Source organism: Vibrio sp. nBUS_14, from assembly GCF_051201655.1.
In the GTDB taxonomy this organism is placed as follows: Bacteria; Pseudomonadota; Gammaproteobacteria; order Enterobacterales; family Vibrionaceae; genus Vibrio.
Genome location: NZ_CP179206.1, coordinates 3,403,566 through 3,420,849 on the forward strand (window position 1 = coordinate 3,403,566; position 17,284 = coordinate 3,420,849).

The 17,284-nt window shown below is 45.1% G+C and carries 15 protein-coding genes; 4 read left to right on the forward strand and 11 right to left on the reverse strand.

Annotation, left to right across the window (positions count from 1 at the left end; genetic code table 11):
* Positions 1-13: 13 nt before the first annotated feature.
* The 7 genes from aroB to pilM form a co-directional block, all read right to left on the reverse strand.
* Positions 14-1,102, reverse strand: a complete 1,089-nt coding sequence (gene aroB / locus ACMAZD_RS16090) for a 3-dehydroquinate synthase (RefSeq protein ID WP_435247925.1) — start codon at positions 1,100-1,102, stop codon at positions 14-16.
* A gap of 25 nt (positions 1,103-1,127) precedes the next feature.
* On the reverse strand, positions 1,128-1,646 hold the full coding sequence (gene aroK, locus ACMAZD_RS16095) for a shikimate kinase AroK (RefSeq protein WP_004729664.1): 519 nt from the start codon (positions 1,644-1,646) through the stop codon (positions 1,128-1,130).
* A gap of 176 nt (positions 1,647-1,822) precedes the next feature.
* On the reverse strand, positions 1,823-3,541 hold the full coding sequence (locus tag ACMAZD_RS16100) for a type IV pilus secretin PilQ (protein ID WP_435247926.1): 1,719 nt from the start codon (positions 3,539-3,541) through the stop codon (positions 1,823-1,825).
* A 35-nt stretch (positions 3,542-3,576) separates the two neighbouring features.
* A complete protein-coding gene (locus ACMAZD_RS16105) occupies positions 3,577-4,095 on the reverse strand; it encodes a pilus assembly protein PilP (RefSeq protein ID WP_435249394.1) in 519 nt (172 codons plus the stop codon).
* Entirely contained in the window at positions 4,082-4,693 is a 612-nt protein-coding gene (locus tag ACMAZD_RS16110; RefSeq protein WP_435247927.1) for a type 4a pilus biogenesis protein PilO, read from the reverse strand. The genes ACMAZD_RS16105 and ACMAZD_RS16110 overlap by 14 nt, the downstream gene beginning before the upstream one ends.
* On the reverse strand, positions 4,686-5,285 hold the full coding sequence (locus ACMAZD_RS16115; RefSeq protein ID WP_435247928.1) for a PilN domain-containing protein: 600 nt from the start codon (positions 5,283-5,285) through the stop codon (positions 4,686-4,688). Before ACMAZD_RS16115 ends, ACMAZD_RS16110 begins: the two co-directional genes overlap by 8 nt.
* A complete protein-coding gene (pilM, locus tag ACMAZD_RS16120) occupies positions 5,269-6,294 on the reverse strand; it encodes a type IV pilus assembly protein PilM (RefSeq protein WP_435247929.1) in 1,026 nt (341 codons plus the stop codon). The genes ACMAZD_RS16115 and pilM overlap by 17 nt, the downstream gene beginning before the upstream one ends.
* Positions 6,295-6,445: 151 nt before the next feature.
* On the opposite strand from pilM, the gene ACMAZD_RS16125 reads away from it, so the two are divergent.
* The gene (locus ACMAZD_RS16125; RefSeq protein WP_435247930.1) at positions 6,446-9,004 is read left to right on the forward strand and encodes a penicillin-binding protein 1A; all 2,559 of its coding nucleotides are present in this window, start codon (positions 6,446-6,448) and stop codon (positions 9,002-9,004) included.
* Between the two features lie 101 nt (positions 9,005-9,105).
* Here ACMAZD_RS16125 and oxyR read toward each other — a convergent pair whose 3' ends face one another.
* A complete protein-coding gene (gene oxyR / locus ACMAZD_RS16130; protein WP_435247931.1) occupies positions 9,106-9,999 on the reverse strand; it encodes a DNA-binding transcriptional regulator OxyR in 894 nt (297 codons plus the stop codon).
* 221 nt (positions 10,000-10,220) lie between these two features.
* On the opposite strand from oxyR, the gene ACMAZD_RS16135 reads away from it, so the two are divergent.
* Positions 10,221-10,949, forward strand: a complete 729-nt coding sequence (locus tag ACMAZD_RS16135) for a glutathione peroxidase (RefSeq protein ID WP_017073712.1) — start codon at positions 10,221-10,223, stop codon at positions 10,947-10,949.
* Between the two features lie 292 nt (positions 10,950-11,241).
* Positions 11,242-12,708: a dihydrolipoyl dehydrogenase gene (locus tag ACMAZD_RS16140; protein ID WP_435247932.1), complete on the forward strand. Its 1,467-nt coding sequence runs from the start codon at positions 11,242-11,244 to the stop codon at positions 12,706-12,708.
* Between the two features lie 159 nt (positions 12,709-12,867).
* On the opposite strand, the gene ACMAZD_RS16145 is transcribed toward ACMAZD_RS16140, so the two are convergent.
* Positions 12,868-13,215, reverse strand: a complete 348-nt coding sequence (locus tag ACMAZD_RS16145) for a RidA family protein (protein ID WP_372213112.1) — start codon at positions 13,213-13,215, stop codon at positions 12,868-12,870.
* Positions 13,216-13,302: 87 nt separating this feature from the next.
* On the opposite strand from ACMAZD_RS16145, the gene ACMAZD_RS16150 reads away from it, so the two are divergent.
* On the forward strand, positions 13,303-13,551 hold the full coding sequence (locus ACMAZD_RS16150; RefSeq protein WP_102314086.1) for a DUF3624 domain-containing protein: 249 nt from the start codon (positions 13,303-13,305) through the stop codon (positions 13,549-13,551).
* A gap of 253 nt (positions 13,552-13,804) precedes the next feature.
* Here ACMAZD_RS16150 and argH read toward each other — a convergent pair whose 3' ends face one another.
* A complete protein-coding gene (argH, locus tag ACMAZD_RS16155) occupies positions 13,805-15,679 on the reverse strand; it encodes an argininosuccinate lyase (RefSeq protein ID WP_017086009.1) in 1,875 nt (624 codons plus the stop codon).
* 348 nt (positions 15,680-16,027) lie between these two features.
* A complete protein-coding gene (locus ACMAZD_RS16160) occupies positions 16,028-17,239 on the reverse strand; it encodes an argininosuccinate synthase (protein WP_009848894.1) in 1,212 nt (403 codons plus the stop codon).
* Positions 17,240-17,284 lie beyond the last annotated feature (45 nt).

Consider the following 17,284-nt stretch of genomic DNA (forward strand, 5'->3'; position numbering starts at 1 on the left):
ATCACAACCAAATTTAAAGAGTACGGCAGAAATCAATCGCTTGTTTAATGATGTCTTGAGGCACATCAGCGACCACTTCAGCAGTACCAACACTTGTTGGCAATACCAAACGTAACTGACCAGACAGCACTTTTTTATCGCGCATCATATGCTTCATAAAGTCTTCAAAAGACATGCTTTCTGGCGTATGGATTGGCAGTTTCGCATTCTTGAGTATAGAAATAATTCGCTCAAGCTGCTGCTGGGAGATCAGTCCCTGTAATTGAGCCGTTTTGGCTGCCATTACAGTCCCTGAAGACACAGCTTCACCATGTAGCCAATTACCATAGCCTAGTTCTGCTTCAATCGCATGACCAAATGTATGACCTAGGTTCAATAACGCTCTGATTCCTGACTCTTTTTCATCGATAGCAACCACTTCAGCCTTAATTGCACAGCAACGAGCAATTGCGGTGATCAGTGCTTGTTCATCAAGTTGATAAAGTTTCTCTAGATTCAGTTCCAACCAATCAAAGAAGGTTTCATCATAGATGATGCCGTATTTGATGACCTCAGCAATACCCGCTGCAAACTCACGCTCAGGAAGCGTTGATAAACAGTTTGTATCGATGATGACAGATTTTGGTTGATAGAAAGCGCCGATCATATTCTTGCCAAGGGGATGGTTCACTGCGGTTTTACCACCTACAGAGGAATCCACTTGAGAAAGAAGGGTCGTCGGGATCTGAATGAAATCAATACCGCGTTGGTAACAAGAAGCAGCAAAACCGACCAAATCACCGATAACACCGCCGCCTAAAGCAATCACCACCACATCGCGGCTGTAATTTCCTTCAAGCATGTAGCTCATCACTGAGTTGAACGTTTCAAGTGTTTTGTACTGCTCACCGTCTGGCAACTCTAGAAGAGAAGTTTGACAGCCTACTTGATCCAATAAAGATAAAATTTTATCGGCATAAAGAGGCGCTACCGTCACATTACTGATAACTACAACTTTCTGTTTGCCAGATAAAAAAGAAAGGTACGCCGGGTCTTCAAATAACCCGGCACCAATAGAGATAGGGTAGCTACGCTCAGCTAGATTGACCGTAATCCGTTCCATGGGTTTGCTCTCCGAAAAAATAAACTTAACGTTCTTCTAGCATTTTTACGATCTGGTTGGCTACCACTTTTGCACTTTGATCGTCAGTACGAACTGTGTAGTCCGCCACTTCGTCGTATAGTGCGTTGCGAGATACAGCTAGATCTTCTAGCACATCACGCGGGTTGTCTGTTTGAAGTAGAGGGCGTTTCTTGTCGCGGTTAGTGCGAGCAAGTTGCTTTTCAATTGTTGTCTCTAGGTATACAACAATGCCTCGTGCAGATAGACGGTTACGGTTCTCTTTGCTCAGTACTGAACCACCACCTGTCGCAAGAACAATACCTTGTTCTTCTGTCAGATCGTTGATTACAGATTCTTCGCGTTTACGGAAACCATCTTCGCCCTCAACATCAAAAACCCATGCGATGTCTGCGCCAGTGCGCTCTTCGATCACAGTGTCAGAGTCTAAAAACTCCATATGAAGTTGGGAAGCTAGGTGTCTACCAATTGTACTTTTGCCGGCGCCCATTGGGCCAACAAGAAAAATATTGCGTTTCTCAGCCATGTTTTTAGCAGTAATTTACAACGTTAATTCAATGACATCGCCACAAGGTAGGTCAGTACAAGTACTGAAATTAAAAGGCCCGTGGCACCGATTCCTCACAGATAATTCGTGATAAGACCCGAAATTATCAAGGTTAGGTGCCACTAATGCAACTTTATTTTTAATCTAATTGTTCATTACTGAATCACAACTTTAGGTGTAACAAAAATAAGCAGTTCACTTTTACCTACATTTTCATAGCTGCGACGGAACAAAGCCCCCAAAACTGGCAGGTCTCCCAACAGAGGAACTTTGTCAACTGTGCTGCTAACACTGTGTTGAAATATCCCGCCGAGAACAACCGTTTCACCATTATTAACAAGCACTTGCGTGCCAATTCTTTGGGTGTAAATTGCCACAGCCTCACCCGTTCCCGTTTTCACAACCTGGCCAGGTCTGTCTTGAGTGACACTCAAATCTAGTACCAGACGATTATCAGGGGTTATCTGCGGTGTGACCTTAAGACTCAAGACCGCTTTTTTAAATGCGACGGAAGTTGCACCACTGGAAGAGGATTCTAAATAAGGGATTTCAGTACCTTGCTCAATGTAAGCGGGCTTTTTATTGGTGGTAATTAAGCGTGGGCTAGAAATAATCTCAGCTTTTGATTCTTGTTGCAGTGCCGACAATTCAAGATCAAGCAAGGTATCTGAACCCAGCTTAGCCACCTGAAACGCAATGCTTGATGCATTAAGCGATGTCACCCCTAGATTAACGTTGAGGTAATCGTCAATCGCACTATCCCCACCATTATCGTGATACGGTGCAAATTGTGATGGGTGGTTACCTTCTATTGAGCCGCCGACTTTGAAGCTTCCGTTGGTCGAAGAAACGCCCCAGCGTACCCCTAACTCATCAAGATTACCCTCAGTAACAGTGACAATACGCGCTTCTATCTGTACTTGCTTCACGGGAATATCTAATGATTCAATGATGCCTCGTATCACCGCAATGTTTTCTTCCAATTCACGAATGAGCAGTGAGTTGGTTCTCTCATCAATGGTCATCGAACCGCGGTCAGACAGCATACTCACCGCCCCTTCCCCACCAATCATATCGGCTATGTCGGTGGCTTTAGCAAAGTTAATCTTGATGATTTCCGATTTAAGCTCGCCCAACTCTTCTTCCAAACGAGACTTTTCTAGGGCTTGCTGCTCTCGAAGATCAAGTTCAGCTTTCGGCGCAACCAAGATGACATTGCCATCAACACGCTTATCCAAGCCTTTAACTTGCAAGATAATGTCGAGAACTTGCTGCCAATGTACACCATCTAACCGCAAAGTGAGGTTCCCTGAAACCGAGTCAGACACCACAAGGTTAAAATCGTTATAATCGGCAATGAGCTGAAGAACATTACGAACTGGAATGTCTTGAAAATTAATTGAGATGAGTTTGCCCTCTTTCTCTAAGACACTCTTCTCTGCGGCGCTCTCTTTAACCAGCGGCTTACTCACGATGACCTCGATAAAGCGACCTTTTAGGTTGTACTCGTATTGGTAATCATCGGCGATCGTGGCTAACAGTCGGGTACTCGGCGTTTCTCTGAAGACCTCAACTCCTTCAACTAAGGTGGTAAAGTCTTTTACATCAAACAAGTAGAGCTTGTCGTCATCAACCTTAGTATTGAGCAGTTCAATGCTCAGCCCTTCTTGGACCCTTTGAACATCGATCACCGCAGTGCTGGTTGCTAATTCAATAATGATGACCGCATCTTTGTTCTTGTTGACCCTGAAATCGATGTTGTCCAAATTATTGGATGATGCCTCTGCGTAACTCAGTACGTTAAAAAACAACATCACAGACAGCAGTGCAACCTGTAGCCCTTTGTTCATTATCTCGCTTATTCCTTTAATCATCGTTACATCTCATATCCACATCATGTGGTATTGGTTTACTTCAGAGCCAGCCTAACGTTGCGCTTATGCCAACAACCTAAGCCATCTGGAAGAGTTTCATTAATCTGAACGTACTGGTTCGTCACCTTAGTCACTCGGCCATTGTTTAGGCCAATAAACTGGCCTTTCTTGACGTTTACCACGTTGCCTTTTGGGGTTTGCACTAGCCCAAACACACTTGAGCCACTGCCCATCACGCCTCTTAAACGCAGCTTACTCAGCGGGTACTTCTCTAACTTGCCATTGCGAGAACGTACGCTCGGTTGCCAACAGTCTTTCTTAACCAGAGGTTGGTTTTGCACAATGGCTTCTTTGGGAAGTTCAAAGGGAGGACGAAAGGCTCGGTGCTGATAAGTCGCAGCCAGGAACTCGCTCGCAGGGACAAGTTGCTCAACGTCTTTTCTCGCCTTGGCTTCAATCTGCAACACAAAGTCTTCGAGTGAATCTTGATTGGCTTTGCAGCCTGATAGTGCAAGCAGCAACAAGATTGAATAAAACGCGCTATTGGCTTTCATCATTGACCTCCGACTTAAACTGATAGGTATAAGCTCGAACCCTAAAGTGCAACGTGCTGCTTTCTTGGCTGACTCGTTGCCAATTCACATCATCAAAGCTGATGATACGCGGCAGCTTGGCGATAGCCGCAGAGAAGTCGCCTATCTCGTGGTATTCACCTGTCAACTCGATATTGAGCGGTAAACGATAGAGAAACTCCTTGTTCTGCTTTTGTCCCCAATCGATTCGTGTGAAGTTCAGCGAATTATCCAAGCCGAGTTCATTCACAGACGCCAACATACTGGCTAGTTCTTTTTGAACGGGTAATTGCTCTAACAGATAATCGTAGCGGATGGTTAGCTCATCCAACTGGCTCTGCAACTTAGGTAAGGCCGCAACCTTATTGGCCTTTATTCGCAAGGTCGTCTTTAAAGTTTGTTCTTGTTGCTTCATCTGTTGCAATTCATCGTCGAGTGGCAACACATAAAGCCAAGTGCCGACACCTTGGATTAACACCATCAATACAAGAATGACTAAGAGCTGGGGCAGCAACGGCCATTCCGTGATCTCATCGACATCGAGGCCTTGCAAACTGGCCATATTTTGAAAACTAGCCATGGTTCGCCCCCTTCTCTTTTATCTTCGCGGTTGTGTTGTCTAAAGAAACAGGGCTGAACACAAAAGAGACCTTGAAGGTCTGGAAGTCCTTATTGAAGCGCTTGCGGTTATGAACAATTGAGTGCATTTCGACACTTTCAAGTGACTCGGAGCGCTCTAAATTATCCAACATAGTCGCAAGGCGAGCGGTGCTGTCGCTGATGCCAGACATTTCAACTTCCTGACCATTCATCTTTATCTCGTCAACATAGACGCCCTCAGGAATCAGCTCCGGCATCAGGTTCATAAAGTCGGTGGTCTTGTTACGACCAAGCTGTAAGGATTCCACGACGTCGAGTCGAGTCAGGATCGCTTTATGTTCTTGCTCCGCGACTTTCAGTGACTGAATTTGTTGGTCGAGCTCTGCAATGTATTGATTGAGGTAGTTGAGGCGTGCTTGCTGCTTGGCTTGTTGGTCGTGAAAATAGTTACCGACCGCCCATTGCCCACCAAGCGCAATGATGACGCCAAGAATAACTAAATGAACAAAACGCTTCTCATGCTGAGCACGAATCTCATCGCGCCAAGGCAGTAGGTTAATTTGATGCAACATGCTTTTCTCCCTGCCACTTGAGTCCACTGATCGCCATACCCGCGGCAATGCCAAAATGTTGCCAGTCCATTGGCAGTCGACGTCTCTTGGCGACCTTGTTCTCAAATAGAGACAAAGGACTAAATGACTGACAGCTCAGCTGAAAATGGCGCTCTAGTTCTTCGGTTACCATAGGAATGCTGGCTCCCTCACCCATCAGCCAGATCCCAGAGATAGGTTGCTGCGCATTTCCTGATGAATAGAGCTGTAATTGACGCTTGAGCTTCTCAATCAAATTAACAATGAATTGATGGGTTTCTTCAGCCGTGCCGGACACACCTTCTATATCACTCGGGTTATCTGAGCTGCGAAGATCTTGAGTTCCAAAAGCGATGTCTTTATAGAAAGGCGCTGAATTCTGCGGGATAATCCCTAGCGACGTTTGGTCGATTCCAACATCTACCAGCAGCCAGTTATTCTTATTGGGATACAAATGCGAAGCCAATTGCCAGATATTAAGTAGCCCATGCGCCTTCGTATCCACCACCACAGGTTTAAAGCCAGCCTTAGTTAATGCATCCGCTCGGCTATCCACCACTTCCTTACGAGTAGCGTATACCTGATAACTGCTTATCGATCCTTTACCAAATCGTTTGTCTTCCAGCTTTACAAAATCTAAACTCAGCTCCTCGATAGGAAAGGGAGATTGATGAGCGAAGGTTTGATAGATAGAAAACTCTTTTTCTCTGTTTTCTAACTCACTCTCTATTTGCAATACTTTGCTGATCACCGTGTTATCAGGTACCGAAATGGCGACGTTGCGACAGCCAAAAGGCAATCCTTTCCTAAGTTCTTTAAGTTTCTTAACAGTTTTCTGATACTCCAAAGTATGGTTAGCTGTAAAAATGTCGTCCGAAATCGGCAGCTCTTTGTATCCCACTAGGGCATACAACTCCCCCACGGGTTTTAGTACCACGGCTTTGATGCTGTGATGATTGATATCTATACCTGTAATTAATGATGAACCCATGTGACCTAGCTCCTGAAGTGCCAAGCATTTCGTTGATTATCTAGGGGTTGTGATTATTAGTTAAATAAGCGTTAATAAACGAAAGCTAAGTTTTTAGCCTAGAGTACAAGGGTTTGCTGCTTATCAGCCTTAACTAATCAGGGATTATCCGGTGAAGTTCATAAAGCGATTATTCATATTTACATTGATTTGCATGATTCTTGGAGTCAGTACAATTTTCGGGTTTTATTATTACGTAAAACCCGAGTTGCCTGATGTTGCCACTTTGCGCGACGTAGAACTCCAAACGCCAATGCAAGTCTTCAGTCAAGACGGTAAGTTGATCTCTCAATTTGGCGAAAAGCGTCGTAATCCAGTGACATATGACGAGATTCCTCGCCACTTAGTTGAGGCTCTGATTGCCACCGAAGATAGCCGTTTCTATGAGCACCCTGGTATTGATCCAATCGGCATCACACGAGCAGCACTCGTGGTTGCCATGTCGGGTTCAGCAAAACAGGGGGCGAGTACCATTACTCAGCAGCTTGCGCGTAACTTCTTCTTATCTAATGAGAAAAAGATCATGCGTAAGATCAAGGAGATCTTCATTGCGATCCATATTGAGCAATTGCTCAGCAAAGAAGAAATCATGGAGCTGTACGTAAACAAGATCTTTCTAGGCCACCGTTCATATGGCTTTGGCGCTGCTGCACGCGTTTACTTTGGTAAAGACCTCCCTGAACTGACTCTGAGTGAAATCGCTACGCTTGCGGGTATGCCAAAAGCACCATCAACCATGAACCCTATCTATTCTCTTGAGCGCGCGACAAACCGTCGTAATGTGGTATTACGCCGTATGTTAGACGAGCAATACATCACTCAAGAAGAGTACGATGAAGCGCGTAATGAAGTACTTATGTCCAAATACCACGGTGCTGAGATTGAACTCAGTGCGCCGTATGTTGCTGAAGTGGCACGTGCTTGGATGGTGGAACGCTACGGCGAAGCTGCTTATACGTCAGGCATGAAGGTCTACACGACCGTTGATTCAAAACTGCAAAAAGCCGCTAACCAAGCCGCGATTAAGAACCTACTTGGCTACGATGAACGTCACGGCTACCGTGGTGCTGTAAAAGTATTGTGGCAAACCGAGCAATCAGCTTGGGATCATGAACAAATCGTTAAGCACCTTAAGTCTCAACCAACTTACGGTGACCTTGTCCCTGCCGTTGTAACAGACGTTGATTCGAAAAGTGCACAGATTTGGGTTAAAAACCAAGGCGAAGGATCTATCGAATGGCAAGGCATGAACTGGGCGCGTAAATTCCTAACAGATAATCGCCAAGGGCCTGACCCATCTCAAACAAAAGAGATTCTTGCGGTTGGTGAACAGATCTGGGTTCGCCATGAAGCGGTAACAGGTGACGAAGTCTCTGAAGAGCCAACAGAAGAAGCAACAACGGAAACTGGGACACCTGTTGTATGGCGACTAAGCCAAGTACCAAACGCGAACACCGCTTTTGTTGCAATGAACCCGAACAACGGCGCTGTACTGTCGATGGTGGGTGGCTTTAACTTTGTTCACAACAAATTCAACCGTGCGACGCAATCTATTCGTCAGGTTGGTTCTGGTATCAAACCATTTATCTACTCAGCGGCGATTGATAAAGGCCTAACGTTGGCATCACTGATCAACGATGCGCCTATCAATCAATGGGATAAGAGCCAAGGTACGGCATGGCGGCCAAAGAACTCGCCACCAACTTACTTTGGGCCAACTCGCTTGCGTATAGGCCTCGCAACGTCTAAAAATGTGATGGCGGTACGTGTACTGCGTGAGGTTGGCCTCCATGAAACACGCAACTATCTAACTCGATTTGGTTTTGATATTGACCAAGTACCCAACTCTGAAACTATTGCACTAGGTGCGGGTAGCTTAACGCCAATGAAGGTAGCGCAAGGTTACTCAGTATTCGCTAATGGCGGTTACTACGTTGAACCTTTCTACATCAGCCACATTGACACTCCATTTGGCGAGACTGAATTTGAAGCAACGCCAAAAGTCGTCTGTAAAGAAGATTGCAAACAAACCATCACAACCGATCCAATGGCAGATGAGTTTTCCGAGCAAGATGTAGATACCAAAGTTCAATACGCACCTCAGGTTATCTCTGAGCAGAATGCATTCCTTGTTCGTGAAATGATGTACAGCAACATCTGGGGGGGCGGTGATTGGAGAAAAGGTACAGGGTGGAACGGTACAGGTTGGCGTGCGCAACCATTGAAACGTCGTGATATTGGTGGAAAAACAGGTACCACCAACGACGCAAAAGATACATGGTACAACGGTTATGGCCCAGACATAGTTGCAACGGTATGGGTTGGCTTTGATAATCATAACCGTAAGCTAGGACGAACAACAACCAATGCTAACCTTGGTAAAAGTCAAGTTTCTGGAGGTGAGTTTGGAGGCTCAACAGCGCAACCGGCTTGGATTGAATTTATGGGTACTGCGCTGGCTGGTGTTCCAACGCAGCGCAAAAAAATCCCAGAGAACATCGTTCGTGTGCGTATTGACCGTGATACAGGATTACTAACTAACAAGTCCGATAGCTCGTCAATATTCGAATACTTCGAGAAAGGTACAGAGCCGACTGAATACGTCACTGAAGGATTCAATGATGACATCTACTCCACCTCTTCAGGTGAAGCGGTAGAAGAACTGTTCTAAATAGTTTTTTGAGACTAGCAACATGGACCAATAAAAAGGGTTGATATGAATTCATATCAACCCTTTTTTATATCTATATCTGACCAGACTAAACTCAAGCGCTAAGCCGTCTTCTCCAGTTGAGTTCGAATCGTTTCAGCCAGTTGCTCGAAACGTCCCTTCAATGGAGATCCCGGACGGTAAGCCACGACAATTCTACGTGAAGGTGTTGGATTCACCGCAGGTACGTAACACACTCCATCTTTCTGCTTTTCCTTTGGCACAGATAACTGAGGTAGCAAGGTAATGCCTGCCCCCGCCGCGACCATGTTACGCAGAGTTTCTAAGCTGGTTGCTTTAAAACGTTTGTCATCTTTTGCACCCGCAGCAAAACAGAAGCCCAAGGCTTGGTCTCTTAAACAGTGACCGTCACCTAGCGCCAGTACGGTTTGTCCATTGAGCTGCAGCATATCGACAGTGTCCTGCTGAGCCCATTCGTGACCGCACGGTACAGCAACACTTAACGGCTCGTCATAAACATCAATTTCTTTGAACGCTGCCGTTTCATCAACCGCAGCTAATACCAAGCAATCGAGTTTGCCATCTTCCAACTGACTCACCAATTGATGAGTCTGAGCTTCGTGCAGGTAAAGCTCAAGATCGGGAAAGCTCTCTTTCAGATGAGGAATGATTTTTGGCAGAATGTATGGGCCAACGGTCGGGATAAAACCAATGTGCATTGGCCCCGTCATCGCTTCACCGTGTCCACTCGCCATATCTTTAAAGGTCTTCACCTCGTTGAGAATGCGTTTGGCTTGCTCAACAAGTTGTAAGCCTGATTCTGTAAATATTACCTTTCTTGGACTACGCTCGGTTAACTGAAGACCGATTTCATCTTCGAGTTTGCGTATCTGCCCACTTAAAGTAGGTTGACTGACGAAGCACGCCTCTGCCGCTTTTCTAAAGTGCTTATGCTCTGCGAGCGCCACTAAGTATTCAAAGTCACGAATGTTCATGATCAGTCTCTTACCTCAGGTTTTAATAAGAACAAGGGTTCTAATAGAAACATTTTAAAAAAAATGCTCTTGATAGGATTTACCTATCAAAACCATAACATCAAACGATTAGAACTATCAAAGGATTTATCTAATAATGGGCTCAACGAAACGAAACAGAGCAAAGAAAAACGTTAAGCTCTGATAGAGCAAAATTAAAAATACTATTTAAGGAAATCAATATGTTTGCATCTAAAGAAGGTCAATCAATCCCTCAAGTAACATTCCCAACTCGCCAAGGCGATGCATGGGTTAACGTAACGACGGAAGAGCTATTCAAAGACAAGACAGTTATCGTATTCAGCCTACCAGGTGCGTTTACACCAACATGTTCGTCAAGCCACCTACCTCGTTACAACGAACTGCACTCAGTGTTCAAAGAAAATGGCGTTGATGACATCCTTTGTGTTTCTGTAAACGATACGTTCGTAATGAACGCATGGAAAGCTGACCAAGAAGCTGAAAAAATCACATTCATCCCAGATGGCAACGGTGACTTCACAGACGGCATGGGTATGCTAGTTGAGAAAAACGACATCGGCTTCGGCAAACGTTCATGGCGCTACAGCATGCTGGTTAAAAACGGCGTGGTAGAAAAAATGTTCATCGAAGAAGACGTACCAGGCGACCCGTTCAAGGTTTCTGATGCTGATACTATGCTTAACTACCTTGCTCCAGAACACAAAGAGCAAGAGTCAATCACAGTATTCACTAAGCCAGGCTGTCCTTTCTGTATGAAAGCGAAACAAAACCTAATCGACAAAGGTCTAAACTACGAAGAAGTGGTTCTAGGTAAAGACGCAACAACAGTAAGCCTACGTGCAATCTCTGGTCGCACTACCGTTCCTCAAGTATTCATCGGTGGCAAACACATCGGTGGTAGCGAAGAACTAGAAGCTTTCCTAGGTTAATCACTTAGTCGCTAATAAACGCTTAGTAATACCAGCTAACCCACCCTCTTGTGGGTTAGCTATTCCAAATCACTCTTATCTGAGCTTTGGAAAAAGATGCAGCTTCTGACTCGCTAACTTTTAACTAACCTATAGTTAGTAACAAGAAGCAGTTAGTAACAAAAATCTGAATCACAAGCTAAACCTAATAAAACAGAATCACAAAACTGACCCGCTATCCTAACTCTCAAAAAAATCACCAGAGTTGGAGGGGTTCGTTCACACTAAATTTAGCCATTGCGAGAAAATTATTATGAAACAAGTCAATGTAGATGTAGCAGTTATCGGGGGCGGTACGGCAGGTCTAGGTTCTTACCGCGCTGCAAAAGCACACACTGACAGTGTCGTGATGATTGAAGGCGGCCCTTACGGTACAACCTGTGCTCGTGTTGGTTGTATGCCATCTAAACTGCTGATTGCAGCTGCAGAAAGCGTACACCACATCGAGAAAGCTCCGGCTTTTGGCGTTCACCCACAAGGCGACATCGTGATTAACGGCCGTGAAGTAATGGACCGAGTGAAGTTTGAACGTGACCGTTTTGTTGGTTTTGTTTTAGAAGGTGTTGATGAAATCCCAGAGCAAGACAAGATCTCTGGCTACGCAAAATTCTTAGACGACAACACGCTACAAATTGATGACCACACGGTTGTGACCGCTAAGCGTATTGTTATCGCGACAGGTTCGCGCCCTGCATATCCTGCAGTTTGGAATGAACTTGGCGACCGCCTGATCATTAACGATGACGTGTTCAGCTGGGATGATTTACCAGAATCGGTTGCCGTATTTGGCCCTGGCGTTATTGGCCTTGAGCTTGGTCAGTCACTGCACCGCTTAGGAGTGAAGACCAAACTGTTCGGTTTGGGTGGTCAAGTTGGCCCAGTAACCGACCCAGAGATCATGGCTTACGCAGACAAAGCCTTCAATGAAGAGTTCTATTTAGATGCTGACGTGAAAATCGAAAGCATGAAGCGTATTACCACTGAGTCAGGTGAGGCTCGCGTCGAAATCCAGTTCATCAATAAGCAAGATGAACTAGAAACTAACATCGTTGAATACGTACTGGCAGCAACAGGTCGTCGCCCTAATACAGATAAACTTGGCCTAGAGAATACCTCTCTAGAGCTTGATGAACGTGGTGTGCCAATCGCTGACCACTACACGCTACAAACATCGCTACCATCAGTTTTTATTGCTGGTGACGCAAGTAACCAACTGCCTCTGCTACATGAAGCAGCAGATCAAGCACGTATTGCAGGTGATAACGCAGGTCGTTTCCCCGAAATTCGCGCAGGCCTACGCCGCTCTAAAATCTCAGCGGTATTCTCTGACCCGCAAATCGCGATGGTTGGTGAAACATACAAAGAGATCATAACCCGCTTAGGCACCTGTGGTTGTTTCGCAACCGGTGAAGTGTCTTTCGAGAACCAAGGCCGCTCACGAGTGATGCTACGCAACAAAGGTATTCTGCACGTTTACGGCGAGCAAGGTACAGGTCGTTTCCTTGGTGCTGAAATGATGGGACCAAACGCAGAACACTTGGCTCACTTGTTAGCATGGGCACACCAAAACAAGATGACAGTTTCTGAAATGCTAGATATGCCGTTCTACCACCCAGTAATTGAAGAGGGTGTACGAACAGCGCTACGTGACCTCAATGCGAAACTTCACCTTGGTCCAGAGATGGTGAAACACTGTCTAGATTGCGGCCCTGGCTGTTAATCTCAGATTATCGTTAGCAATGAGCAAACGCTAGATACTAAAAAGGAAAGCCATTGGCTTTCCTTTTTGTTTTTGGCTAAGAGCAACGTCATTCCAGAACCGAGGGACGAGGTATCTGGAATCTCTTAAAGCCATTGCTTGTATCTAAAGACTTAGCTATTACTTCTCAGCGGCAATCACAGAGATCTCAACAAGTAGCACTTCACGAGCCATGTCGCCGGTTACACATGCGCGAGCTGGGGCGTGACCTTCAGGAACCCATGCGTCCCATACTGCGTTCATTTCTTGGAAGTCTTTCATGTCTTTCAAGTAAATCGTTGCTGACAGCATGTGCTCTTTGTCGCTGCCTGCTTGTTCAAGTAGCGCTTCAACTTTATCTAACATTGTCTGTGTTTGTTCTGTGATGTCTTTGGTTGCATCAGCACAAACTTGGCCACATAGGTAGATAGTACCGTTGTGTTTAACAATACGGCTCATGCGTTGCTTAGTTTCTTGGCGCTCAATCATCGATCTTCTCTCTCTATGTCACCGTGATCCAATATCTTGTGACGTGGTATTATCAAGGCAACAAGCATAACGCGAATTAAGCCTAAGATGACATGTGTTCATTGCAATAAAAATGAAAAAATCTTCAACAAACTCGGTCGCTGCCAACGTTGTATGAACCAACTGATGGTGTTGTCGCTAGTAAGTTGGGGAGCATGGTGGTTATTTTTCAGAGAAGACCCTAAAACCATCAATGCCATCGCCTTGATGATGGCCGCGTTGGCATTCAGTAGTTTGCTGTCACTGCATTGGATAATGAAGTTTTTGGTGCTGCCTTTAAGGAAAAAGAAGCGTTAACTGATGGTTTTTTTGAGATAAGTGTTAACGGCTAAATACCGATTCAATGACCCGATAGTACCTCGATTTAGCTCCCCATACTCATTTCCCAAACAGCAGATAGAAAAAAGCCCCAGAACCAATCGATTCTAGGGCTTTCTTAGAAAATTCTAAGAAAAAGCAGTGGTACTTTAATAGACCGGACTTTTCTTAGTTTGTTCCCAAAAAAGATCAGATTTTTGATCTTTTTTTTAGGAGCTATAAAATCAATGCCTTATGCAACATTAACCTTAGCGATAATCTGCTCTACCAAGTTCACTTCCAACGCCACTTCATCACATGCATGTTGACGAGGACACTGGTCACAATCTTTCAGTACCTTTTCAGGTAGCAGAGATTTCGATGTTGGTAAGAAATCATGCTTCATGAAGAACTCAGGAGTACGAGTCAGCACAAACACCTTCTTAATGGCCATTTGTCGTGCTTTCTCAACCAAGTGCTGCACAATCGCGGTACCCTGCCCTTGACCTTGCCAGCCAGCTTCAACACCCAACGAACGAATTTCCGCTAAACCAGAGTCATACACATAGAGTGATGCACAACCCGTTACCTCACCATGATGCTCAGCGACCGCAAACGAGCCAATATCACGCACCAGCTCATTACGAGAACGAGGTAGGTTTTCACCGAGGTTCGCCCAATAAGCCACCATGCCTTCCAGCGATTCGATATCGGTCAAACGAGCCGGACGAACTTTAACAATGGAAGTATCACGCTGTGATAAGCGCTTCTCAGCTTGGTCAACCGCGTAAGCGACTTGCTTCGGTGATACACCACCCAGCGCGCTACGTTTTTCAAGGCAAGATTCAATGGTCAAGATGTCATACACATCATCTTCAATCACCTCAGAGAACTCTTTCATTTCTGCGATGGTTAATTCTTCTAATGCGCAGCCTTTAGCAATCGCAGCAACGACCGTCACACCAACAATATGGTGAGCTTCACGGAAAGGAATGCCTTTCGCTACTAGGTAATCAGCCAGTTCTGTTGAGTTTGCATAACCTTGCTTCGCCGCTTCAAGCGTACGTTCACCGTTCACTTTAATGCCGTCAAAACAAAGAGCTGCCATTTCCATACAATCATTCCAAGTATCTAAAGCGTCAAACAGACCTTCTTTATCTTCTTGCATATCTTTATTGTAAGCCAAAGGCAGTGCTTTAACTGTCATCATCATTGCGGCTAACGAACCGTATACACGGCCAGTTTTGCCACGGATAAGCTCTAGCGCATCCGGGTTTTTCTTTTGTGGCATCAGAGATGAACCTGAAGTCACGGTGTCTGCTAACTCGATGAAATTCGATTCACCTGAGTTGTAGAAAATCATATCTTCGGCAAGACGTGAAAGGTGAAGCATTGAGATAGATGCAATCGACATCAGCTCCATCACATGGTCACGGTCAGAAACTGAATCTAGAGAGTTACGCGTTGCACGACGGAAACCTAAGTTGTGAGCTAACTCTTCACGGTCCATCGGGTAAGCGGTTCCTGCAAGGGCACCAGAACCCAGCGGACATGTATCTAGACGCTTAATCGCATCATTCAAACGCGAGTAATCACGCTCAAGCATTTCAACGTAAGCCAAGCACCAGTGAGCAAAAGTTACCGGCTGAGCACGTTGTAAGTGAGTGTAGCCAGGAAGCACGGTTTCTTGATGCTGAGAAGCAACATTCACCATTTGGCTTTGCAGACGATCAAGCGCTAACAGCAGTTGATTACCTTGCTGACGACACCAAAGCTTAAGGTCAGTCGCTACTTGGTCATTACGAGAACGGCCAGTATGAAGTTTTTTGCCCAAATCACCGACTTTGCCGATCAGTTGTTGCTCAACCCAGCTGTGAATATCTTCTGCATCAGAACGTAAGATCTGTTCAGGGTCTTCCATCACTTCGAGTTTTAGCTCGTTCAGTGCAAGCTCTAGTCTTTGTTGTTCTTCTTCAGTTAGAACATTGACCGATTGTAGAGCCTTTGACCAGGCAATAGAGCCCACAATGTCTTGCTCAGCCAATCGGTAATCAAAACGAAGAGAATCGTTAAAATCTTTGAACCGCGTGTCTGCTGCTTGGGTAAATCTACCGCCCCATAATGCCATTGTGTATCTCCTAATTGCACAGTGCTCACTGTTTTTGCAAATGATAATTCTGATTAAGATTCAGTATTTTTCTGATGGTTTAAACTTACGGCAATTCAAAATGAAAATAAAGTATTAATTCATTATTTTCACATATTTATTCACCAAAAGATCATTCCATTGATTATTTTCAGCGTGGAGCGCGAATTATATGCCATTCATCGGTAAAAGCTGAAGCTGATTTATTAAGCGAATAGAAAACAAAAAAGCCCATTCACTGTTTAGTAGTAAATGGGCTTTGCATAATAATGTCGGTTTACTGGCCTTTAATCTTTCGCTAAAGGCTAGCTCGCTAACTCATTGTTAGGATTACTTTTGGCTATTTAAAGCACGGATACGGCTTGATAGCGAGTAAAGACGGATGAAGCCTTCAGCGTGGCTTTGGTCGTAAACTTCATCTTCACCAAAGGTTGCAAACTCTTCTGAGTACAGGCTGTTGTCAGAACGCTTCTGAGTCACCGTTGCATGGCCTTTGTAAAGTTTGATAACCACTTCACCATTCACGTCTTGTGCTAGCTCATCTGTTGCTGCAAGAATTGACTTACATAGCGGAGTGAACCAACGACCGTCGTATACAAGGTGAGAAGCCTTAACACCCAGCTCTTCACGGAATTCGAATGCCGCTTTATCAAGAACCAGTTGCTCTACTGCACGCAGTGCTTCCATCATGATTGTGCCACCTGGAGTTTCGTAACAACCACGAGACTTCATACCAACAAGACGGTTTTCTACAATATCGATACGACCAACACCGTGCTTAGCACCTTTCTCATTTAGGTAAACCAGTGCGTTGTATGGCGTCATTGTTTCACCATCAACCGCTACTACTTCGCCTTTTTCAACTTTAAGCGTCACAGTTTCAGATTCGTTTGGCGCTTGCTCTGGGTCTACAGTCCAAGCCCAGCAATCTTCATCCGGTGCGTTCCATGTATTTTCTAGAACGCCACCTTCTGTAGAGATGTGCCATGCGTTTGCATCACGCGAGTAAATCTTAGTAAGAGAGGCAGTACAAGGGATATTACGCTCAGCTAGGTAATCTAGACACTCTTCACGGCTCACTAGATCCCATTCACGCCAAGGTGCAATTACGTGTAGGTCTGGTGCTAGTGCAGCAAATGCACCTTCAAAACGAACTTGGTCATTACCCTTACCTGTACAACCGTGACATAGCGCGTCAGCACCGACTTTACGTGCAACTTCAACCTGAGCTTTCGCAATGATTGGACGAGCCATTGAAGTACCTAGCAGGTATTTACCTTCGTAGTAAGCGCCAGTTTTTAACGTTGGGTAGATGTAATCTGCCACCATCTCTTCTTTGAGGTCAGCGATGTAACACTCAGAAGCACCAGAAGCTTTTGCTTTCTCTTCAATACCAATCAGCTCTTCATCGCCTTGGCCTACATCAGCAACAAATGCGATAACTTCGCAGTCATAGTTCTCTTTCAACCATGGAATGATTACTGATGTGTCTAGACCGCCAGAGTAGGCTACTACAACTTTCTTTACGTTAACTTTGCTCATTTTCTTTCTCCTAATTTCCATACTGCACATGGCGGTCAGCGTTGG